The following is a 21,634-nucleotide window of genomic DNA, read 5'->3' on the forward strand; positions in this document are numbered from 1 at the left end:
AGCCGCTATGACAAACCCATCCCCGACCGTTTCCATGGCGGACAAAGTGACGCTGATCGACAGCCTCTGCGCCAAGGCGCGGATCCTGCCGGTGATTACCATCGCGCGTGAACAGGACATCCTGCCGCTGGCCGATGCCCTGGCCGCCGGTGGCCTGACGGCACTGGAAGTGACCTTGCGCTCGCAATACGGGCTCAAGGCCATTCAGGTCCTTCGCGAGCAGCGCCCAGAGCTGGTGACCGGTGCCGGCACGGTGCTCGATCGCCACATGCTGGCCGCCGCCGAGGCTGCCGGTTCGCAATTCATCGTGACGCCGGGTATCACTCGGGATCTGTTGGAAGCCAGCGTCCAGAGTCCGATTCCGTTGCTGCCGGGGATCAGCAATGCCTCGGGCATCATGGAAGGTTATGGCCTGGGCTATCGCCGCTTCAAGTTGTTCCCTGCGGAAGTCAGCGGTGGCGTTGCTGCCATCAAGGCATTGGGCGGGCCGTTCGGCGAAGTGAAATTCTGTCCGACCGGCGGCGTGAGCCCGGCCAATATCAAAAGCTACATGGCGTTGAAAAACGTGATGTGCGTAGGCGGGAGCTGGATGCTCGATCCGGAGTGGATCAAGAACGGCGACTGGGCCCGCATCCAGGAATGCACCGCCGAGGCATTGGCGCTGCTGGACTGATCGTCCTACCGAACTTCGTTGTGTGTTCTACGGCTTTACGGTGCGCTTGGTCGGCGCACCGTTTTTTTTTGCCTGTTTTTTGGCTGCAGATCCCCGTGGCCAGGGACCAAGCGCCCTCGCCACGGGTTACGTACTGTTCAGGTTGATCAGTGCCGCAGTCAACCGCTCCATATCCCGCGCCAAGGTAATCAACCCCGGCGTAATGCGGATGCAGAGGCCGACGCTGGTCTTGCGCACCACGGTAAAGATCCCATATTCCTTGAGCAGTCAGTCGGCCATCACCTGTTGATCAGGCTGGTTGGTGAATCGCATGGACGTGATACCGCAATAGAGGCGTCGGTCGTCTGGGGTCATGACCTCGATGCCGGGCACATCGCGCACCGCGCTCACCCACAGGTCCCGTAGATAACAGAGCCGAGCACCCTTGGCCGGTGCTCCGCCCAGGGCACGGTGCTCTTCGAATACCAGGGGCAGCGTCAGCAGGGCCGGGATGTTGGGCGTGCTGTGGGGCGTGCGCGAGCGTATATCGGTGGTGGGGTAGTGGCCTTCGTCCATGTCCGGGTCGATGTCGGCCAGCCGGTGTGGAGCGATATAGAGAAAGCCCAGGGCCAGAGGGCCGCCGAGCCATTTCTGCAAGTTGAACCCGGCAAATTGAATGCCGAGCTTATTGAGATTGAAATCGATCTGCCCCAGGGCGTGGGCGCCGTCGAGAATGATATCGACGTCGAACTCCCGTGCCGTCTCGGCTATCGCCTGGACCGGCATCACCAGGCCGGTCAGGTGGTTAACGTAGGTCAGCGCCATCAGCTTCAGGCGCGGATAACGAATGAAGGCTTCTCGATACGTGCCCACCAGGCTGTCGAAACTGGCGGGGTGCGGATGGACCAGCTCGATGACCTCGGCGCCACGCTGGCGGGCGAGCCAGCGCATCGCGCTTTTGACCGACTCGTACTCCACGTCGCTGATCAGAACCTGGTCGCCAGGCTTGAGCTGGTTGTAATTGCGGATCAGCGTCTGCAAGGCGTCAACCGCGTTGGTGGCCAACGCCACGGTGGACGCTGGGGCGTGGATGAGCTGCGCCACCTCTCGGCGAATCACTTCGCAATGCTCCAGGTCGAACTGTTGGCGCACGTAGACCGAATTGCCGCGGTTCACCCAGTCGATATTGCGTTGGTACTCCGCGACCACCGTACGGGACATCCGGCCAAAGTAGCCGTTTTCCAGGTTGAGCGGACCATTGACGTCGACATCGTAACGACCGACAAAGGTTTCCCAGAAGGCTTCGTCGTGGGCACGCAGCGTATTTTCGGGCATCGCAGAGCTCAGTCAGTCAATGGCGGGGGTCAATGGCGAGGTTTGGGCAAGCCATGTTTAGCCCGCAGCGGATCCAGCAGGTCAGACAGACCGTTGTGGTCGATTTCCTGCATCAATGCCAGCAACCCGCCCAATTCGCCGTGAGGGAAGCCCTCCCGCGCGAACCAATTCAGGTATTGGCCTGGCAGGTCGGCAAGAATTCTGCCCTTGTACTTGCCGAAGGGCATCTGGCGGGTGACCAGCAGCTCAAGCTTTTCTGGATTCATAGGGCGGCTGTCTTATTGAAAGTCCTAGGCAAAATACAGGCATTCTGCATGCAGGCCAAATGACAGATCATGCAAATAACGCGGATACAGATTTCTCATGTGTTCATAACTTATTGATTTAAATGGATTTTAAGTTGTGATGATGGCTGGCATGGCCGATGCAATATCCCTTGCAGGTTTTTATTCACCAAGCAAAGGAACTGAAAAATGACTGACATCAACAAAGAATCCATCTCTGTCTTGAACGACCTGATCGAGACCAGCAAGGATGGCCAGGAAGGATTCAAGACCTGCGCTGAAGACATCAAGCACCCTGAGCTCAAGGCGCTGTTTGTCAAGCGCGCCGCCGATTGCGCCACCGCTGCGGCTGAGCTGCAAGCCGCCGTGCGTTCCCTGGGTGGCGATCCGGAAACTTCTACCAGCGTTGCCGGTGACCTGCACCGCCGTTGGGTCGACGTAAAATCCATGTTCACCGGCAAGGACGAAGAGGCTGTGCTGAACGAAGCCGAACGCGGCGAAGACCACGCGCTGAAGGCTTATAAGGAAGCCATCGAGAAGATCAACAAACACAACCTGGTGGGCATTCGTGACCTCGTGGAGCGTCAGTACCACGGCGTGCAACGCAACCATGACCAGGTCAAGGCTCTGCGCAACCAGGCGCGCGCCAGCTAACATCCGCGTGTGAAGAAAAACGCCAGCTTGCCTGGCGTTTTTTTATGGGAGCGATCTGGGCAGTAAGACCTTTTCGGCACCAATTCGCAAGAGTGTTTGTCAGAACGCTCAACAATCAACTCTGGACGTGAATAGATAGCTCCCTAATAATTGCGCCGCCCATCTCACGATCTATCGTTACATCATCTCAAGAAGAGTTTTGCGCGTGCCCATCACCTTTCAGGCTCTGTTCGCCCCTGATCGTCTCGCTGTGCAGTTCGCCATCAAGACTGTGCTCGGTGGCGGCCTGGCGTTGTGGCTGGCGTTGCGCTGGGGATTGGAGCAGCCGTCGTGGGCGCTGATGACCGCGTTTATCGTTGCCCAGCCGTTGTCTGGGATGGTGGTGCAGAAGGGCCTGGCACGCTTGGTCGGGACTCTGGTGGGGACAATCATGTCGGTGGTGTTCATGGGCCTGTTCGCCCAGGCGCCCTGGTTGTTCCTGCTGGCGCTGGCGTTGTGGCTGGGCGTGTGCACGGCCTGTTCGACGCTCTTGCGCAGCGCGTGGTCGTATTCGTTCGTGCTGGCTGGCTACACCGTGGCGATCATTGCCTTGCCGGCCATCGCCCATCCGCTTGGAGTGTTCGACCAGGCGGTGGCGCGTTGCACCGAGATCAGCCTGGGCATCACCTGCGCCACCGTGACCAGCGCCTTGCTCTGGCCGTTGCGGGTTGAACGGCAATTGGCGGATCAGGCACGTGCCGCCTGGCAAAGTGGCATGCAGGCGGCGCGCGCCACATTGGCCGGCGATGCCCAGGCGCGCAAAGGTCTGTTGGAAATCCTCGGCAAAATCGTCGCGGTAGACGCCCAGCGCGAACATGCCTGGTTCGAAGGCCGCCTGGGCCGCCAGCGTGCCCGGGCCATCAGTGGCTTGAGCCAGAAACTGTTGATGCTGCTGCGCATTTCGCGCTCGGTACGCCGACAATGGAACCAGCTCGACCCTCAAGAAGCCCAAGCGCTGCAGCCGTGGATGAGCGAGGTGCAGCAAGCCCTCGACGCCGACAGCACGACATTGCAGGCACTGCGGCCGCGGGTATGGGATGCGTCTCACGAAGCACGGTTCAGCTCGGCGCAAAGTTATTGCCTGGCACGTTTCGCTTTGTTGCTCGACACCGCCCTGGCGGCCTGCGCTGCGCTGTCGGCGGTGCAAGAGGGCAGGGCGGCGGCCGATCCGCCACGCACCCTGGCGCCCCATCGGGACTTGTCCCTGGCGATGGTGTTTGGAGCCCGCAGCGCCCTGGCGTTCCTGGCAGTGGCGTGTTTCTGGCTGGCCACTGCCTGGCCTGCCGCGTCGGGCGCGCTGTTGCTGACGTGTGTGGTGTGCAGCCTGTTCGCCAGCCGCGAAAATGGCGCGCAGATCGGCATGAGTTTCTTGCGAGGCATTCTCCTGGCGGTACCGACCGCGTTTGTGATCGGTGAAATCCTGCTGCCCCAATGGAGCAGCTTTGCGATGCTCTGCATGGCCATGGGCGTACCTCTGTTCCTGGGGGCGCTGGGCATGGCCAAGCCGCCGCTCTACGCGACCGCCACCTCGTTCTGCCTGCACTTCGTGGTGTTGGTATCGCCGCTTAACGCCATGAAGTACGACGTTGCGACATTTTTCAACAATGCCCAGGCCATGATGATCGGTGTCGGCGCGGCCGTGCTGGCATTCAACTTGTTGATTCTGCGCAACCCGGCCTGGCACAGCCGTCGGTTGCTGGCGGCAACGCTCGATGACCTGGTGCGCTTGACCCATCGCAATCTGCGCGGCGCCGAGAGCTGGTTCGGCGGGCGCATGGCCGATCGTTTGCTGCAACTGGCGCGGCACTATCCGGAGCTGCCGGTGCCGGCGCGCAGTCGTTGGGACGATGGTTTGCTGGGCCTGGACGTCGGGGACGAATTGCTCCATCTGCGCTTGAGCCTGGCCGTCGCCCAAGTCCCGGACAGTCCAGCCCAACGCCGATATTTCGAAACGTTGGAGCAGGTACTGGAGCACGGCCCGGCGGGCGGGCAGGCCGACGCACTGGCCCAGGCGAGCGACGATTATCTGGCAGCGCTTTCAAAGCAACCGCCAAGCGACGCGCTGAAGCTGGCCCAGGGCGCGGTGGTGCAATTGCAGAACAGCTGGCGCGCCTGGTGCCGCCAGCACGAATCTTCAGAAGGGAAACATAGCCATGGGCTTGCATGAATGGTCGATCGGCGGGGTGCTGCTCAGCCCGTTTTTGATTTATGTCGTGCTGGCCTTGTTGGTCACCGGAGCCTTGCGACTGCTGCTCAGTCTCGTGCCGGCAGGGCGCTGGATCTGGCATGAAGCGCTGTTCGACTGCGCTCTGTATGTCTGTGTTTTGACTGTCATTACCCTGGTCCTCGGACCGTCATGAGGAGTTGAACATGCGTACTTCCGTACGTGTCGCCGTCACGTTGAGCGTGGTGGCCCTGGCGATCTTCGCCGGTTTTCATTTGTGGCAGTACTACATGCTCACGCCCTGGACCCGGGACGCGCGGATCCGTGCCGACGTGGTGGTGATCGCCCCAGACGTCTCGGGTTGGGTGCGCGAGCTCAGGGCCGTGGACAACCAGCACGTCAAGGCGGGGGATTTGTTGCTGAGTATCGATCGCGAGCGTTTCGAGGCCGCGGTGGAGAAGGCCCGCGCGGTAGTGCAGACCCGCCAGCAGCAGTTGAGCCTGCGCGAACACGAAGCCAGCCGTCGAGCGGCCCTGGGACCCCAGGCCATCAGCGCCGAATTGCGCGAGAACGCCCAGATCAATGCCGGCATCGCCCGTGGCGAGCTACGCGAGGCCCAGGCCGAGGCCAAAGTCGCGGAGCTGAACCTGGCTCGCAGCCAGGTCCTGGCCCCACGCAGCGGCCACGTCACCAACCTGCGCCTGGCCGAAGGCAACTATGTGAACGCCGGGCAACCGGTCATGGCGTTGGTCGATGATTCGACGTTCTACGTGCAAGCTTACTTCGAGGAAACCAAGTTGCCGCGCATTCGCGTCGGCGATCCGGTCAAGGTCTGGTTGATGAGCGCCGGCCATGCGCTGGACGGCCATGTGGAAAGCATCAGTCGAGGCATCACCGACCGCAACACCAACCCCGATGCGCAACTGCTGGCAGAGGTCGAGCCGACCTTCAACTGGGTGCGTCTGGCCCAGCGGATCCCGGTGCGGATCAAGCTGGACAAGGTGCCGGAAGGGGTGAGCCTGAGTGCCGGGATGACAGCGAGTGTGCAGGTGCAGGACGAACAGCGATAGCCGCTGCGCCGCGCACCCCGTGGCGAGGGAGCTTGCTCCCGCTCGGCTGCGAAGCAGTCGCAAAACGAACGTTGCGTTGTTCAGGTTGGACGCGCAAGCCTTTTCCAAGGGGCGCTTCGCACCCCAGCGGGAGAAAGCTCCCTCGCCACGGGAGTGTGGAGTCGCATCAGCCGATGCTGATTGCCGGCAACTCGGGCAAGGTCACGGTCTGCTGCTTGCGCGGCGCCAGGATCTCCGCTTCGCCGTCCACCACCAGCTCATCGCGCTGGTTGAACACGCGCGTGGCGATACGCACGCGGAATTTCGGCAGCTTTTCCAGGATCTCCAGGCGCACGGTCAGGGTATCGCCAATCTTCACCGGCTTCTGGAAACTCATCTGCTGGCCGATATAGATGGTCCCCGGCCCAGGCAACTCACAGGCCACTGCCGCGCTGATCAGCGCACCGCTGAACATGCCGTGGGCGATGCGTTCCTTGAACATGCTGGCGGCGGCGAATTCGGCGTCCAGGTGTACCGGGTTGTGATCGCCGGACATGGCGGCGAACAGCTGGATGTCGCGCTCTCCGACGGTCTTGCTGTAGCTGGCGGTCTGGCCGACTTCGAGGGCTTCGTAAGGGATGTTGGTAACCTGGGTCATGTCTGGATCCTGTGACGTGTAGAGAAAAAACGCTGCAAACCTACTCGCTGCGTGGTGGTCGCTGGTGGCTTAGCGTCTGGGCAATCCAGGCCAGCACATCGGCGGTCACCTCATCGCGGTTGGTTTCGTTGAACACTTCGTGCCGAGCCTGCGGATAGATCTTCAGTTGCAAACGTTGGTTGCCGGCGTCGCGCAGGGCATCGGCCAGATCTCTCAGACGCTTGCCTTCGCTCACCGGATCACATTCACCGCCAATCACCAGCAGCGGCAGCCCTGGATCGATCTGCGCGAGATTGGACGCTTTGCTGATCTGCTGCAACCCGCCGAGCAGGTCGATCCATAGTTGATTGGTGCAACGAAAGCCGCACAGCGGGTCGCGAATGTATTTGTCGACTTCGCCGGGGTCGCGGCTGAGCCAGTCGAAGGGCGTGCGGGTCGGTTTGAACTTTTTATTGAAGCTGCCAAATGAGAGCCATTCGATCAGGGCGCTACGCCCAGTGGCGCCCTGCCGCCTGCGTTCGAAGCGGGCGATTAGCCGCGCCGCGCGGTAAAGCGCCACGGGTTGGAAGTTCGAACCGCTGAGGATGGCCCCGTGCAGGCTGGCGCTGTGGTGCAACAAATAGCCCTGTGCGATATAGCTGCCCATGCTGTGCCCCAGCAGCAGGATTGGTGTTTCTGGATGTTGCTGGCCGATGTGATGGTTCAGGCTTGCCAGGTCGCCCACAACTTTGGCCCAGCCGTCCTGGTCGGCAAAATGACCCAGGATCGCTTCTTCGCCGGTCTTGCCGTGGCCACGTTGGTCCGGCGCGTAGACGCCGTAGCCTTCATCGCACAACGCCTGGGCCAGGCGCCCATAGCGGCCACTGTGTTCCGCCATGCCGTGAGCCAGCATGATCACCGCCAGCGGGGCGGTTTCGGGTAGCCATTGGTTGACTAGCAAGCGGCTGTGATCGGTCGCGGTCAGCCAGAACGTTTGGTGGATCATGGCGGTTCCTTGCACAAAGTCAGACGCAGCGTCGCTGCATTGTATAGCGCATCCGTTGCGCCAGGCGATTCAGCAAGATTCACACAATCTATGACGCAAGTTGCCATATTTGCCTGATTGGCCATAGCTGCTAGTGTCCCATGAGCTCCGCCTGTGCAAGCGATACGCAAGCGGTTACCGGATATGTTCAGGTAAAGAGGACAAAAACAATGCAGCCTGATTTCTGGAATGACAAACGCCCGGCCGGCGTGCCCTCGGACATCGACCTGAGTGCCTACAAGTCAGTCGTCGAGGTGTTCGAGCGTTCCTGCAAGAAATTTGCCGACCGTCCGGCGTACAGCAACATGGGGGTGACGATCACCTACGCCGAATTGGAGCGTTACAGCGCGGCCTTCGCCGGTTACCTGCAAGCCAATACCGACCTGGCGCCCGGCGATCGTATCGCCGTGCAGATGCCCAATGTCCTGCAATACCCGATCGCGGTTTTTGGTGCCCTGCGCGCCGGGCTGGTGGTGGTCAACACCAATCCGCTGTACACCCCCCGGGAAATGCGTCACCAATTCAAGGACTCCGGCGCCCGGGCGCTGGTGTACATGAACCTGTTCGGGCAGAAAGTGCAGGAAGTGCTGCCCGACACCGACCTGCAATACCTGATCGAGGCGAAGATGGGCGACCTGATGCCCACCGCCAAGGGCTGGCTGGTCAATACAGTCGTGAGCAAGGTCAAGAAAATGGTCCCGGCCTATTCGCTGCCCCAGGCCATTTCCTTCAAGAGCGCCTTGCGTTTGGGACGGGGCCAGGCCATCAAGCCGCTCAATGTCAGCCTCGGGGACATTGCCGTGCTGCAATACACCGGCGGCACCACCGGCTTGGCCAAGGGCGCCATGCTGACCCACGGCAACCTGGTGGCCAACATGCAGCAGGCCCGCGCCTGCCTGGGGCAGATCGGCGACGACGGCAAGCCTTTGTTGCGCGAGGGCCAGGAGGTGATGATCGCACCGCTGCCGCTGTATCACATCTACGCCTTCACGGCGAACTGCATGTGCATGATGGTCACGGGCAACCACAACGTGCTGATCACCAATCCAAGGGACATCGGCGGTTTCATAAAGGAGCTGAAGAACTGGCGGTTTTCGTTGCTGCTGGGGCTCAACACGCTGTTCGTCGCGCTGATGGACCATCCGGATTTCAAGACGCTGGATTTCTCCAACCTCAAGGTCACCAACTCAGGCGGCACCGCGTTGGTCAAGGCCACCGCCGAACGTTGGAAGCAGTTGACCGGTTGCGGCATCACCGAGGGCTACGGCCTGACGGAAACCTCGCCAGTGGCCAGCGCCAACCCTTACGGTGGCAAGTCGCGCCTGGGCACGGTGGGGCTGCCGGTGCCGGGTACGCTGATGAAAGTCATCAGTGACGACGGTGTCGAGCTGCCCTTGGGCGAACGCGGCGAGCTGTGCATCAAGGGGCCGCAGATCATGAAGGGCTACTGGAACAAGCCCGAAGCGACCGCCGAAGTGCTCGACAGCGAGGGCTGGTTCAAGTCCGGAGATATCGCCGTGATCGACCCCGACGGGTTCGTGCGCATCGTCGATCGCAAGAAAGACATGATCATTGTCTCGGGCTTCAACGTGTACCCGAACGAAATCGAGGATGTGGTGATGGCCCACCCGAAAGTCGCCAGCTGCGCGGTCATCGGCGTGCCGGACGAACGTTCGGGCGAGGCGGTGAAACTGTTCGTCGTGGCCCGTGAGGCGGGCGTCAGCCTCGAAGAGCTCAAGGCGTACTGCAAGGAGAATTTCACCGGCTACAAGGTGCCCAAGCACATCGTGTTGCGGGAATCGTTGCCGATGACACCGGTGGGCAAGATCCTGCGCCGGGAGTTGCGCGATATCGCCTGAGGCCGGCGCGACAGACCCTTAGTGGGAGCGAGCTTGCTCGCGATGGCGGTGTATCGGTGCCAGAAAGATTGGCTGATACATCGTTATCGCGAGCAAGCTCGCTCCCACAGGTTTTATGGATTCGGGACAATTAAATAAGGCTTAGAATTTTTACTCTAAAAATGACCATTGAATGTTCTTGAGTCATATTTGTGACTGTAGGGGCCGCTTTTGGCTCTAGGCGACCCTTGGCAAAGCTGCTACTCTCGGCGCGCTTTTGTGACTTCTCGGCCGTTATCCAAGCCAGATTCACCAATAGACATACACCAATAATAATCGCATCAAATGCGGTGAGAATTCGCGTTGCTGAGGAGTGGGGCTTCCATGATTGAAAACTTTTGGAAGGATAAGTACCCAGCTGGGATTGCTGCCGACATCAATCCAGATGAGTATCCGAATATTCAGGCGGTGTTGAAGCATTCCTGCCAACGCTTCGCCGACAAGCCGGCATTCAGCAACCTCGGCAAGACCATCACCTACGGTGAGCTCTACGAATTGTCCGGTGCCTTTGCCGCGTACCTGCAACAGCATACCGATTTGCAGCCGGGCGATCGAATCGCCGTGCAACTGCCCAACGTCCTCCAGTACCCAGTGGCTGTGTTTGGCGCCATCCGCGCCGGACTGATCGTGGTCAATACCAACCCGCTCTACACCGCGCGGGAAATGGAGCATCAATTCAACGATTCCGGTGCCAAGGCACTGGTCTGCCTGGCTAACATGGCGCACCTTGCCGAAAGCGTGGTGCCCAAGACTGGCGTCAAGCACGTCATCGTCACCGAAGTGGCCGACTTGCTGCCGCCGCTCAAGCGCCTATTGATCAACAGCGTGATCAAGTACGTCAAGAAGATGGTCCCGGCCTATCATTTGCCCAAGGCCATCAAGTTCAACGACGTCCTGAGCAAGGGCCACGGCCAGCCTGTGAACGAAGCGAGCCCCACCAGTGATGATGTGGCGGTGTTGCAATACACCGGCGGCACCACGGGCGTGGCCAAGGGCGCCATGCTGACCCACCGCAACCTGGTGGCGAACATGCTGCAATGCAAGGCGCTGATGGGTTCCAACCTCAATGAGGGCTGTGAAGTACTGATCACGCCGCTGCCGCTGTACCACATCTACGCGTTTACCTTCCATTGCATGGCGATGATGCTGATCGGCAACCACAACATCCTGATCAGTAACCCGCGCGATTTGTCGGCGATGGTCAAGGAGCTGTCGAAATGGAAGTTCAGCGGCTTCGTAGGGCTCAACACGTTGTTCGTGGCGCTGTGCAACAACGAAGCCTTCCGCAAGCTGGATTTCTCGGCGCTGAAGGTTACCCTGTCTGGCGGCATGGCTTTGCAGTTGGCGGCGGCGGAGCGTTGGAAAGCGGTCACCGGTTGCCCGATCTGCGAAGGCTACGGCATGACCGAGACGAGCCCGGTTGCCACGGTCAACCCGATCCAGAACATCCAGGTCGGCACCATCGGCATTCCGGTTCCGTCGACCTTGTGCAAGGTCATCAATGACGCGGGCGAAGAGTTGCCTTTGGGGGAAATCGGCGAATTGTGCGTCAAAGGCCCGCAGGTCATGAAGGGCTACTGGCAGCGCCAGGACGCCACCGACGAGATCCTCGACAGCGAAGGCTGGCTCAAGACCGGTGACATCGCCGTGATCCAGCCGGATGGCTACATGCGCATCGTCGATCGCAAGAAAGACATGATCCTGATCTCCGGTTTCAACGTGTACCCCAACGAGCTGGAAGACGTGCTGGCGGCCTTGCCGGGCGTGCTGCAATGCGCGGCCATCGGTGTACCTGACGAGAAATCCGGCGAGGCGATCAAGATATTCATCGTCGCGCGTCCGGGTGTCACGCTCACAAAGGAACAGGTGATGGAGCACATGCGCGCCAACGTCACCGGCTACAAGGTGCCCAAGTCCGTGGAGTTCCGCGATGCACTGCCGACCACCAACGTCGGCAAGATCCTGCGGCGTGAGTTGCGGGATGAAGAGCTCAGGAAGCTGGGGCTGAAAAAGTAACAACCCCACCAATGAAAAGCCCCGCTGATGCGGGGCTTTTTGTTGATCGAGTGGAGCGTTACAACCGAAACTGCGCAAAATCCAGATTGGTGCCGCCGGGCCGCATGTCTTGCAGGTACGAATCCTTGTCTGCGCTGAGCTCCAGGCTCAGGGCTGCCTTGCGTTTGCCCTGGTTGCGCACTTCCAGGCCTTCCATTTTTTCCCGCAGGAACACGGTGGGCACTTTCAGGTGCAAGAGTTCGTCGGTGGCAGGCGTGTGCAGCAGCAGGTGAATCCATTCGTACTGCCCAATGGCCAGGCGGGCCACCGGGATGTCGAACCAGAAGATGTTGCGGTTGCGGTTCAGTTCGCTGAAATGGCAGTTGTTGACACCCAGGACGGCACCGCCCAGTTCCTGGTTCCTGCGGGCGATGGCCTGCTTTTTATCGAGTTTCATAACGTTCCTACGGGAATTGGAGCTTCAGGCGCAGCCTGAATACGTGGAGCATTCTCGGGTGTGGGTCGGCAAACATAAAGCGCAACCTGCATCTGACGATGAAATGCGCCGCTGAAAAAATGAAACTCCCTGCAAACGGCGCCGGTCAACCCCTATGTAATGACTTTTCTTACAGTTGTTCACAGGAGAAACATCATGGGAAGCACGAACGATAAAGTGAAGGGCGTTGCCAACGAAGCTGTCGGCAACATCAAGCAAGGTGTCGGCAAGGCCACCGACAATGACCGCATGCGCGCCGAGGGCGTGGTCCAGGAGAAAAAAGGTGAGGCCCAGCAAACCGCGGGCAAGGCCAAGGATGCAGTCAAGAAAGGCGTTGACGAGGCATAACCGGCCTGTAAAAAAGCGATTGGAACGGCCATCCGCGGGTGGCCGTTATCATGTCGGCTCGAACTTGCACCGGGGAAATTGTTCCAAAGTCGCCAAACAGGTTACTTTTGTCACGGATAGCAGCCCCGTGAGTCGCCAGGCGACCTTCCTCTTTTGCGGCGAAAGGAGACGCACATGATGTTCCCGGCCTTGAAAGGCTTGCCCCTGCATCGCGTGATGATGCGCACGGTGACCGAGTTTCTCGACGACGAGATGTCGACCTACGCCTCCGCACTGGCTTACCAGATGCTGTTTTCGCTGTTTCCCTTCATTCTTTTCCTGATCGCGCTGATCGGCTTCCTACACCTGCCGGATTTCTTTTCCTGGCTGCGCCTGCAGTCGGAACTGGTGCTGCCGCCCCAGGCGCTGGAGCAGGTCAACCCGGTGATCGACCAGCTCCAGCAATCCAAGGGCGGCTTGCTCTCGGTGGGTATCGTCATTGCGCTGTGGACCGCGTCGGCCGGCGTGCGGCTGATGATGAGCGCCATGAACGCGGCGTACGACGTGGTCGAGGGGCGCCCGGCCTGGAAGCGCTTTCCGCTGTCGATTCTTTATACGGTCGGTATCGCCGGCATGCTGTTGGTCGCCGCGGCCTTGATGGTACTGGGCCCGCAAGTGATGGGTTGGATTGCCTCGCAGATCGGGCTGGAGGAGTTCATCGTCACCGTCTGGACCCTGGCGCGCTGGCCGGTCATCGTGTTTTTGCTGATGGTGGCAGTGGCGCTGATCTATTACGTGATGCCTGACGTCAAACAGGAGTTCCGCTTCATCACGCCGGGCTCGGTTTTGGCGGTGGTGGTGTGGATCATCGCGTCCCTGGGTTTTGCGTTCTATGTGAAGACCTTCGCCGACTACAACGCCATGTATGGCAGTATCGGCGCGATCATCGTGTTGTTGCTGTATTTCTATATCTCTGCGGCGGTGTTGCTACTCGGCGCCGAGATGAATGCGGTCATCGAACACATGTCCGCCGAAGGCAAGGACACCGGTGAAAAGACCCCGGGCGAGCACGAGAAACAGCATGTGTCGGGCCTGGGGCGCGACCATTCCGTTGCTCATACCCCTACAGACGAAGCCCGACCATGATCCGCGAAATCCTGAAGATGGGCGACGAACGCCTGCTGCGCATCGCCCCGCCGTTGCCGCCGGAAATGTTCGACAGCGCCGAGTTGTGGCAACTGATCGACGACATGTTCCAGACCATGGAAAGCGTCGGCGGCGTCGGCCTGGCGGCGCCGCAGATCGGCGTGGACCTGCAACTGGTGATCTTTGGCTTCGAGCACAGCGAGCGCTATCCCGATGCCGAAGCGGTGCCGCAGACGATCCTGATCAATCCTTTGATCACGCCGCTGAGTCCGTTGATGGAAGAAGGCTTCGAAGGTTGCCTGTCGGTGCCAGGCTTGCGCGGCGCGGTGGATCGTTACCAGCATATCCGCTACGAAGGTTTCGACCCCAAGGGCGAGCCGATCATGCGCACCGCCTCGGGCTTTCATGCCCGGGTGGTCCAGCATGAGTGCGATCACTTGATCGGCCGCTTGTATCCGTCGCGCATCACTGATTTCAGCAAGTTCGGGTTTACCGAGGTGATGTTTCCGGATCTGGACCCTATGGCTGACGACTAGCTAAAACCGACACAAAAAAATTGTGGGAGCGAGCCTGCTCGCTCCCACAATGAACTGTGTTCGGCGTCAGGAGAGTATGTTGGGCTCCAACCCCATCGCAATCATCGGCTTGCTGCGCGCATACCGGCTCAGCCTTTCAGCCATCGCATAGGGCAGTTCGGGGTCGAAGCTGAAGCCCCGTCGTTCATAAAACCCGCGCAAGTCCGGGTGACAGAACAGCCACACCGGCTCGTCCAGCCCCTTCACCGCTTCTGCGATCAGTCGCGCGGCGACGCCTTGTACGCGGTGCGCCGGGTCGACGAACAATCCCGTCAACCAATGTCCGCCCGAAACCGGTCGAAGGCACAGCGCCGCGATGATGTCTTCGCGCCGTGCCACCCACAGCTGGGCGTCGCGCACGGCTTTCATCGAGGATTGGTGGGCGCGGTAGAACCTGTTCATCAACGGCCACAGAGGCTCGTCGAGACGTGTGTAGTGGAAGTCGGGCATGGCGAGGGCGGAGAGGGCAGTGGAGATGGGCGCTTATAAGGGAACAAACAATGCGCCGGGACATCTCCGGCGCCTGTCTGCAAGGTCTACAGCGAGGCGAGGAACATGTCCGTGGCCGGATTTTTCTCATCCGTCCGGCTTTCCTGGGCTTTTTCCACCTGCGCCATAGCGGCCTTGTCCTGCATGCGCTGGGCAATTTCCTCGCCGACCGCCCGTTGTTTCTCGGGCGGCATCTGCGCGTACTCTTCTTCAGTGATGCCCATTTCCTCAAGAATGCTGTCACGCAAGCGTTCTTCAGGCGTCTTGCTCATGTATTCCTTGAACTCCGTCATGGCAGAGCTGCGTGCTTTCTTCACCTCGTCGGCGGCTGACGAAGCGACGGTCTGCAGTTGCACGCGAGTCTTGGCGAAGGCCTCGTCGACGTTGTCGCTGATGGCGGTGGCGGCGTTGACCTGCTGCGTGGCTTGCCGGGTGATGGATTCCTGGACCTGGGTGCTGCCCTGGTTGGCCTGGGCCTGGACGTTGTCACGCAGCGATTGCAGGGCGGCGCTTTGCAAGCCGCTGGCGGCTTCGGCGGTCGGGTCTTCGCCGGGGCGTTTGAGGGGCAGGTTTATCGCTTGTTGTTTTACGCTGACCAACATGATGTGTACCCGTAGGTAATGGCTGAGCGATGGTGGGAGCAATTACCATGCCGTCGCGCAAGGCCCCGTTTTTCAAGGGCTACGGGCGAAAAGCATAGCGCGGTGCGGCCAATCCTTGCCGTTCGTCGGCATGGATCGACCGCAGGGTGGCGGGGCGCTCAGGTGCTTTCGCGAATCTTGAGTTCGAAACCCAGGTCGACGACCGGCTGGGCGATGCGGTTGCCGGCCATCAACGTGAGCATCTGTTCGGCGGCGCGCCGGCCGATTTCTTCTCGCGGGGTGCTGATGCTGCTCAAGCGCGGGACCATGTGGGCCGAAGCGGGCAGGTCGTTGAAGCCCAGTATCGAAACCTGTTCGGGAATCCTGATGCCGCAGCGCAACGCTTCGAGCAGGGCGCCGTGGGCCAGGTCGTCGTTGCCGAAGAAAATCGCGTCGACGTCTGGATGGCTGGCCAGCAATTGCAGGAACAATTCGCCGCCCAGGCCCACCGACGACGGGCGAGGGGTCAGCACTTCCAGGTCAGGGTCATAGAGCCCGGCCTTCTGGAGGGCGCGACGAAAGCCTTCGCCGCGCAGCAACGTGCGTTGATCCAGTTGCGCGCCGATGTAGGCCAGGCGCTTGCGGCCTCGGGAGATCAAATGCTCGGCGGCGGTCTCGCCGGCCTGGAGCTGGGAGAATCCCACGCAGTTGAGGCCGGCGCCCGGATCCAGTTCCATCATGTACACGCAGGGGATATTGCTGGCCTCGATCATGCGCCGGGCGCTTTCGGTCCGGTCGAATCCGGTCAGCAACAGACCGCGCGGCTGATAGGCCATGTAATTGCGCAGCAGGTCTTCTTCTTCGTCCCGGGAATAATGGTAGTTGCCGATCACCACTTCGAATCCCTTGGGCCGCAAGACGCGATGGATGGCTTCCAGGGTGTCGATGAACAACAGGTTGGACAGTGACGGCACCAGTACCACCACTGAATGGCTCTGGGCCGAAGCCAAGGCCCGGGCCGCGGGATTGACGACGTAATTGAGTTCCAGGGCGGCCTGGCGGACCTTGTCCACCAGTTCGACGGCCACGGTGCTGACGCCGCGCAGGGCACGGGAGGCGGTGATCGGGCTGACCCCGGCCAGGCGGGCGACTTCATTGAGCGTGGGGCGACCGGTGGTGCGAGTATTCTTATCGTTTTTAGGGGCGGTCATCAGGGCGGCTTGCCAAACAAAAATCAAGGCACTAAGGTAGCGCTGTCTCGGCGCGGCTGCAAATGCGTTGACAGGGTTTGCCTGATCCCTGTCCCGTGGGTGTCGTGGACGAACATGCTGCAACCACGAAAATGACAAGAAGGCGTCGGCAACTTCTGCTTTTGCTGCGGTGTCATAACTGGCAAAGGTAGCGCTGTCTGCGCGCTGAGGTGTTACATGAATAATCCAATCACCGCCCTGGTCATCATGGGCGTTGCCGGTTGCGGCAAAACTTGCGTCAGCCAGGCCCTGTGCCAACTGAGCGGCGCCACCGCCATCGAAGGCGACACGTTCCACCCCGCGGCCAACATTCAGAAGATGAGCGCCGGTATTCCCTTGACTGACGACGACCGTGCCGGCTGGCTCGACAGCCTGTGCGACGAGTTGCGTCGTGTCGACGGCACGGGCGAGCGCCCGGTGCTGACCTGCTCGGCCCTCAAGCACAGCTACCGCGAGCGCCTACGCAGCGCCCTGCCGGGCCTGGGCTTCGTATTCCTTGAATTGACCCCCGAAGTGGCTGCCGATCGTGTCTCCCACCGTCCGGGCCATTTCATGCCGTCGACCCTGATCGACAGCCAGTTTGCCACCCTCGAATCCCCTGTCGGCGAGCCCCTGACCCTGGCTCTGGACGCGTCCAGCCACAGCATCGATGAATTGGCCCGCCAGGCCTACGTCTGGTGGCTGGCCCACGGTTTGAAACTCGCCGGCTGAGTTTCGAAAAATATGCGTCAGAAAGATAGCGCTGTCCCGACGGCCCATAAATAACTGCTTCAATAACAACAACAAATCAGGAGACACCTCCCATGTTCGGCATGTCCCACGAGACGTTTCTACTGCTTGATGCAGTGGTCACGGTGATCGGACTCATCGTCCTTATCACCAAGTTCAAATTCCACCCGTTCATTGCGCTGACCATCGCCGCCGCGTTCCTCGGCCTGACGTCGGGCATGCCGACCGGCACCATCATCAAGGCGTTCCAGGACGGCTTCGGTGGCGTGCTCGGTTTTGTCGGCATCATCCTGGCGCTGGGCACGATGCTCGGCAAAATGATGGCTGAATCGGGCGGGGCCGATCAGATCGCCCAGACGCTGATCCGTGCCTTCGGCAAGGAAAAGGTGCAGTGGGCGATGATGTTCGCCGCGTTCCTGGTGGGCATCCCGCTGTTCTTCGAAATCGGCTTCGTGTTGCTGATTCCGTTGGTGTTCATCGTGGCGCGCCGCACCGGCGTGTCGATCATCAAGATTGGTATCCCGCTGCTGGCCGGCCTCTCCGCGGTCCACGGCCTGGTGCCGCCGCACCCGGGGCCACTGCTGGCGATCGGCATCTTCGGCGCCGACATCGGCAAGACCATTCTTTATGGCCTGATCGTCGCGCTGCCGACCGCTATCATTGCCGGCCCGATCTTCGGTACCTTCATCGCCAAGCACATCCCCGGGCATCCAAATCAGGAACTGGTGGACCAACTGGCCCGTGAGACGAACGCCGCCGAGCTGCCAAGCTTCAGCATCACCCTGATCACCGTGCTCTCGCCGGTGTTCCTGATGCTGCTCAAGACGTTCGCTGATGTGGCGCTGCCGGATGGCAACCTCTTCCGCGTCTGGATGGACATGATCGGCCACCCGATCTCGGCGCTGTTGTTGGCGTTGCTGCTATCGCTTTACACCTTCGGCTACAAACAGGGGATCGGTTCCAGCCAGATGTTGAAATGGCTCGACGCGAGCCTGGCCCCGACCGCCGCGATCATCCTGATCATCGGTGCTGGTGGTGGCTTCAAGCAGATGCTGGTGACCAGCGGTGTGGGCGATGTGATCGGTCACATGGCGGTGAGTGCACAGATTTCGCCGATCCTGCTGGCGTGGCTGGTGGCGGCGGTGATCCGTATCGCCACAGGCTCAGCAACCGTGGCGACCATTACCGGTGCGGGGATCGTGGTGCCTGTCGTGGGGATGATGCCGGGCGTGAACCGTGAGCTGCTGGTGCTGGCGACTGGCGCCGGTTCGCTGATCCTGTCCCACGTCAACGATGCGGGTTTCTGGCTGGTCAAGCAGTACTTCAACATGACCGTGGCCGAGACTTTCAAGACCTGGACCGCGATGGAAACCATTCTGTCCGTGGTGGGCTTGATCTTCATCCTGCTGCTGTCGCTGGTGATCTAAGAACACCTTGGACTAACTGTGGCAAGGGAGCTTGCTCCGCTGGGCCGCGAAGCGGCCCCAATCCAGTCAATTCCTCTCATGGAGTGAGGCGACCGGTTTGCGACTGCTTCGCAGTCGAGCGGGAGCAAGCTCCCTCGCCACATAGAGGTTGTGGTTGGCCGTCAGGCTTGTTTACCAGCCAACCCATCCGCCCGGAACATCCCACGGATCCCCCGCACCGCCTGGCGAATCCGGTCCTGGTTCTCGATCAGCGCAAAGCGCACGTGATCATCCCCATATTCCCCGAACCCCACCCCCGGCGAGACGCAGACCTTGGCTTCGGCCAGCAGCTTCTTGGCAAACTCCAGTGAGCCCAGGTGCGCATAGGCTTCGGGGATCTTGGCCCAGACGTACATCGACGCCTTCGGGTTTTCCACCATCCAGCCCAGCTCGTGCAGGCCCTTGACCAGCACATTGCGGCGCTGGCGGTACTGCTCGGCGATGTCGCGCACGCATTGCTGGTCGCCTTCGAGGGCGGCGATGGCGGCCACTTGCAGCGGGGTGAAGGTGCCGTAGTCGTGGTAGCTCTTGATCCGCGCCAGGGCGCTGACCAGTTCCGGGTTGCCGACCATGAAACCGATGCGCCAGCCGGCCATGTTGTAGCTCTTGGACAGGGTGAAGAACTCCACCGCGATGTCTTTGGCCCCTGGCACTTGCATGATCGACGGCGCTTTCCAGCCGTCATACACGATGTCGGCGTACGCCAGGTCGTGGATCACCAGCACGTCGTATTGCTTGGCGAGGGCGATGACCCGTTCGAAAAAATCGAGCTCCACGCATTGCGCGGTCGGGTTGGATGGAAAGCCGAGGATCATCATCTTCGGCTTGGGGATCGAACCGCGAATGGCCCGCTCCAGCTCATCGAAGAAATCCACGCCGGGCACCAGCGGCACCGAACGCACCTGGGCGCCGGCGATCACCGCGCCGTAGATGTGGATCGGATAGCTGGGGTTGGGCACCAGCACCGTGTCGCCCTGGTCCAGGGTCGCCAGCATCAGGTGCGCGAGGCCTTCCTTGGAACCGATGGTGACGATGGCTTCGCTTTCCGGGTCGATGTCCACCTCGTAGCGGTCCTTGTACCAACGCGAAATGGCGCGGCGCAGGCGCGGGATGCCTTTGGACGTGGAGTAGCCGTGAGTGTCTTCACGCTGGGCGACGGTGACTAGCTTCTCCACGATATGTGAGGGCGTGGCGCCATCGGGGTTACCCATGCTCAAGTCGATGATGTCTTCGCCGCGCCGACGCGCAGCCATCTTCAGCTCGGCAGTGATATTGAATACGTACGGGGGGAGTCGATCGATGCGCGCAAAGCGGCGCGGCGAACCTTGTTCGGCCATTGTTGCCTCGAGATACGTGAGCGCCCGGAACCGTCCGAGCGACGTTGGCCACTGCGGTGGCCTGCGGCGCAAGATAATCGGGCGGATGTCGAATTGTCCAGTAGCCGCGCCGAACTATTTTCGACGACACTGTCGCCCTGGCTGCGGCGCCCCCGAAAGGCCCCGCAGGCGGCTGAACACGCCTATCCAATCCTGATGGAACGAATCATGGAATTTTCCAGCGGCTTCCTGCTGAGTCTTTCGCTGTGCCTGGACATTGGCGTGGCCAACATCGCGATGATCACGCTGGCGATGCAACGCGGCTATTTCCAAGGCTTCGCCTTGGGCCTGGGCACGTGCGTGGGCGACCTGGTCTATGCAGTCCTGGCGCTGGCCGGGATGACCGTTTTGCTGCAATACGAACCGGTGCGTTGGGCGCTGTGGATTGGCGGCTCGGTGCTGCTCTTGTATTTCGCGGCGAAAATGGTTCATTCGGCGATCTATCACAACGCGGTGCTGGCTGAGGCGGGCGAGAATCGGGCCAACTCGCCGCGCCAGGAATTTTTTCGCGGGATTTTCCTCGCCATGTCATCGCCCAGCGCCATTCTCTGGTTCGCCGCAGTGGGCGGAACGCTCATCGCCCGCTCGGGTGGCGGCACCGTGCTCAGCTCGGCCTTGTTCCTGGGCGGATTCCTCAGCGCCGGGCTGCTCTGGAGCGCTGGCCTGTGCCTGGCAGCGACCCAGGGCGGGAAAATGCTAGGCGACAAGTTGCTGCGGTACTCCTATTGGGCATCGGCGGCGATCTTCTGTTATTTCGCGGTCTACGTGATCGTTTCTGGTTATAACGAGTTTGTAGGAACGGTAAACGCCCCCAGCTTGCCGGGACTTTAACAAGCGAAACGGCCTGGCAATTACGGTTTGGCTTCTATACTGCCAAACCCGACTTCAAGTTTTCGGAGTGTTGAGCAATGGAAACGCAAAAACGCGCTAACGCAGCCGAGCCGCGCTTCGAGCAGGGACGCTTTCAGCTCATCGCCGGTTTCGGCGCGCGTTTTACTCAGGAAACCGCCCAGGACATCCCGCAGCTCTGGGAAAAATTCCTGCCTTGGCTCGGCAAGGTGCCCGGACAGAAAGACGAGGTGACGTACGGGGTGTGCTGCAACCCGGACGGCCAGGGCGGCTTCGAGTACATCGCTGGCGTGGAAATCAGCCGGCTCGATGACCTACCCGAACAATACCGCTGGATCGAGATCCAGCCCGGGTCCTACGCGGTCTTCGAGCACAAAGGGCCGCTCAAGGATCTGCCGGATACGTTCCAATACATCTGGAAAGAATGGCTGCCGCAATCCGGCCATCAGGCGGCGGATGAACCGGAGTTTGAGCGCTACAGTGAAGATTTCAATCCCCGGACCGGCGAAGGCCACCTGGAAATCTGGATACCGCTCAAGCCGAGTTGATCACCTCGGGTCCCTGTGGAAGCGAGCTTGCTCGCGATAGCAGCGGATCA

General features: G+C 60.7%; 22 protein-coding genes and 1 pseudogene. 14 read left to right on the forward strand and 9 right to left on the reverse strand.

Annotated elements, in window-relative coordinates; genetic code table 11:
- The first annotated feature begins 7 nt into the window (after positions 1–7).
- Positions 8–673, forward strand: a complete 666-nt coding sequence (locus J3P92_RS06735) for a bifunctional 4-hydroxy-2-oxoglutarate aldolase/2-dehydro-3-deoxy-phosphogluconate aldolase (protein ID WP_283556083.1) — start codon at positions 8–10, stop codon at positions 671–673.
- Between the two features lie 126 nt (positions 674–799).
- Here the strand turns inward: J3P92_RS06735 and J3P92_RS06740 are convergent.
- Together J3P92_RS06740 and J3P92_RS06745 are read right to left on the reverse strand one after the other, a co-directional pair.
- Positions 800–1,987: pseudogene (locus J3P92_RS06740) on the reverse strand (aminotransferase class V-fold PLP-dependent enzyme).
- Positions 1,988–2,016: 29 nt separating this feature from the next.
- Positions 2,017–2,253, reverse strand: coding sequence for a DUF3820 family protein (locus tag J3P92_RS06745; RefSeq protein WP_060738861.1), 237 nt, complete (start codon positions 2,251–2,253; stop codon positions 2,017–2,019).
- A gap of 207 nt (positions 2,254–2,460) precedes the next feature.
- Between J3P92_RS06745 and J3P92_RS06750 the strand changes: the two genes are divergently transcribed.
- The 4 genes from J3P92_RS06750 (at position 2,461) to J3P92_RS06765 (ending at position 6,198) form a co-directional block, all read left to right on the forward strand.
- Positions 2,461–2,925, forward strand: a complete 465-nt coding sequence (locus J3P92_RS06750) for a PA2169 family four-helix-bundle protein (RefSeq protein WP_186709209.1) — start codon at positions 2,461–2,463, stop codon at positions 2,923–2,925.
- 205 nt (positions 2,926–3,130) lie between these two features.
- Positions 3,131–5,131: an FUSC family protein gene (locus J3P92_RS06755; RefSeq protein WP_434650154.1), complete on the forward strand. Its 2,001-nt coding sequence runs from the start codon at positions 3,131–3,133 to the stop codon at positions 5,129–5,131.
- Positions 5,118–5,324 carry a DUF1656 domain-containing protein gene (locus J3P92_RS06760; protein ID WP_420764406.1) on the forward strand — a complete coding sequence of 69 codons (207 nt, stop codon included), beginning with the start codon at positions 5,118–5,120 and terminating at the stop codon, positions 5,322–5,324. Before J3P92_RS06755 ends, J3P92_RS06760 begins: the two co-directional genes overlap by 14 nt.
- 10 nt (positions 5,325–5,334) lie before the next feature.
- The gene (locus J3P92_RS06765; protein WP_420764407.1) at positions 5,335–6,198 is read left to right on the forward strand and encodes an efflux RND transporter periplasmic adaptor subunit; all 864 of its coding nucleotides are present in this window, start codon (positions 5,335–5,337) and stop codon (positions 6,196–6,198) included.
- A 166-nt stretch (positions 6,199–6,364) separates the two neighbouring features.
- On the opposite strand, the gene J3P92_RS06770 is transcribed toward J3P92_RS06765, so the two are convergent.
- On the reverse strand, positions 6,365–6,835 hold the full coding sequence (locus J3P92_RS06770) for a MaoC family dehydratase (protein WP_434650155.1): 471 nt from the start codon (positions 6,833–6,835) through the stop codon (positions 6,365–6,367).
- Positions 6,836–6,875: 40 nt separating this feature from the next.
- Positions 6,876–7,820, reverse strand: a complete 945-nt coding sequence (locus J3P92_RS06775; RefSeq protein ID WP_434650156.1) for a lysophospholipase — start codon at positions 7,818–7,820, stop codon at positions 6,876–6,878.
- A gap of 209 nt (positions 7,821–8,029) precedes the next feature.
- On the opposite strand from J3P92_RS06775, the gene fadD2 reads away from it, so the two are divergent.
- Both fadD2 and fadD1 read left to right on the forward strand, forming a co-directional pair.
- Complete coding sequence (gene fadD2, locus J3P92_RS06780; protein ID WP_420764410.1) at positions 8,030–9,718, forward strand: long-chain-fatty-acid--CoA ligase FadD2; 1,689 nt, start codon at positions 8,030–8,032, stop codon at positions 9,716–9,718.
- Positions 9,719–10,081: 363 nt separating this feature from the next.
- Entirely contained in the window at positions 10,082–11,773 is a 1,692-nt protein-coding gene (gene fadD1, locus J3P92_RS06785; RefSeq protein WP_420764411.1) for a long-chain-fatty-acid--CoA ligase FadD1, read from the forward strand.
- Between the two features lie 58 nt (positions 11,774–11,831).
- On the opposite strand, the gene J3P92_RS06790 is transcribed toward fadD1, so the two are convergent.
- Positions 11,832–12,209: a hypothetical protein gene (locus J3P92_RS06790; protein WP_030139341.1), complete on the reverse strand. Its 378-nt coding sequence runs from the start codon at positions 12,207–12,209 to the stop codon at positions 11,832–11,834.
- Between the two features lie 195 nt (positions 12,210–12,404).
- Here J3P92_RS06790 and J3P92_RS06795 point away from each other — a divergent pair, with 195 nt between their 5' ends.
- The 3 genes from J3P92_RS06795 to def all read left to right on the forward strand — a co-directional run bounded on the left by J3P92_RS06795 (position 12,405) and on the right by def (position 14,257).
- Positions 12,405–12,596: a CsbD family protein gene (locus tag J3P92_RS06795; RefSeq protein ID WP_420764412.1), complete on the forward strand. Its 192-nt coding sequence runs from the start codon at positions 12,405–12,407 to the stop codon at positions 12,594–12,596.
- 174 nt (positions 12,597–12,770) lie between these two features.
- Positions 12,771–13,721 carry a YihY/virulence factor BrkB family protein gene (locus J3P92_RS06800; protein ID WP_420764413.1) on the forward strand — a complete coding sequence of 317 codons (951 nt, stop codon included), beginning with the start codon at positions 12,771–12,773 and terminating at the stop codon, positions 13,719–13,721.
- Positions 13,718–14,257, forward strand: coding sequence for a peptide deformylase (def, locus tag J3P92_RS06805; protein ID WP_434562684.1), 540 nt, complete (start codon positions 13,718–13,720; stop codon positions 14,255–14,257). Before J3P92_RS06800 ends, def begins: the two co-directional genes overlap by 4 nt.
- Positions 14,258–14,323: 66 nt before the next feature.
- On the opposite strand, the gene J3P92_RS06810 is transcribed toward def, so the two are convergent.
- The 3 genes from J3P92_RS06810 to J3P92_RS06820 form a co-directional block, all read right to left on the reverse strand.
- Complete coding sequence (locus J3P92_RS06810) at positions 14,324–14,746, reverse strand: GNAT family N-acetyltransferase (protein WP_434650157.1); 423 nt, start codon at positions 14,744–14,746, stop codon at positions 14,324–14,326.
- Positions 14,747–14,832: 86 nt separating this feature from the next.
- Positions 14,833–15,387 carry a hypothetical protein gene (locus J3P92_RS06815; protein ID WP_434650158.1) on the reverse strand — a complete coding sequence of 185 codons (555 nt, stop codon included), beginning with the start codon at positions 15,385–15,387 and terminating at the stop codon, positions 14,833–14,835.
- Positions 15,388–15,545: 158 nt separating this feature from the next.
- The gene (locus J3P92_RS06820; RefSeq protein ID WP_420764417.1) at positions 15,546–16,577 is read right to left on the reverse strand and encodes a LacI family DNA-binding transcriptional regulator; all 1,032 of its coding nucleotides are present in this window, start codon (positions 16,575–16,577) and stop codon (positions 15,546–15,548) included.
- Between the two features lie 216 nt (positions 16,578–16,793).
- On the opposite strand from J3P92_RS06820, the gene J3P92_RS06825 reads away from it, so the two are divergent.
- Both J3P92_RS06825 and J3P92_RS06830 read left to right on the forward strand, forming a co-directional pair.
- The gene (locus tag J3P92_RS06825) at positions 16,794–17,327 is read left to right on the forward strand and encodes a gluconokinase (protein ID WP_420764418.1); all 534 of its coding nucleotides are present in this window, start codon (positions 16,794–16,796) and stop codon (positions 17,325–17,327) included.
- Between the two features lie 92 nt (positions 17,328–17,419).
- Entirely contained in the window at positions 17,420–18,772 is a 1,353-nt protein-coding gene (locus tag J3P92_RS06830; RefSeq protein WP_305496305.1) for a GntP family permease, read from the forward strand.
- 161 nt (positions 18,773–18,933) lie between these two features.
- On the opposite strand, the gene alaC is transcribed toward J3P92_RS06830, so the two are convergent.
- Positions 18,934–20,148, reverse strand: a complete 1,215-nt coding sequence (gene alaC, locus J3P92_RS06835) for an alanine transaminase (RefSeq protein ID WP_434650159.1) — start codon at positions 20,146–20,148, stop codon at positions 18,934–18,936.
- A 207-nt stretch (positions 20,149–20,355) separates the two neighbouring features.
- Here alaC and J3P92_RS06840 point away from each other — a divergent pair, with 207 nt between their 5' ends.
- Entirely contained in the window at positions 20,356–21,018 is a 663-nt protein-coding gene (locus J3P92_RS06840) for a LysE family translocator (protein WP_434609996.1), read from the forward strand.
- Positions 21,019–21,095: 77 nt separating this feature from the next.
- Entirely contained in the window at positions 21,096–21,584 is a 489-nt protein-coding gene (locus J3P92_RS06845; RefSeq protein ID WP_420764420.1) for a GyrI-like domain-containing protein, read from the forward strand.
- Positions 21,585–21,634: the final 50 nt, after the last annotated feature.

It is taken from the genome of Pseudomonas sp. D3-27 (genome assembly GCF_051132165.1).
In the GTDB taxonomy this organism is placed as follows: Bacteria; Pseudomonadota; Gammaproteobacteria; order Pseudomonadales; family Pseudomonadaceae; genus Aquipseudomonas.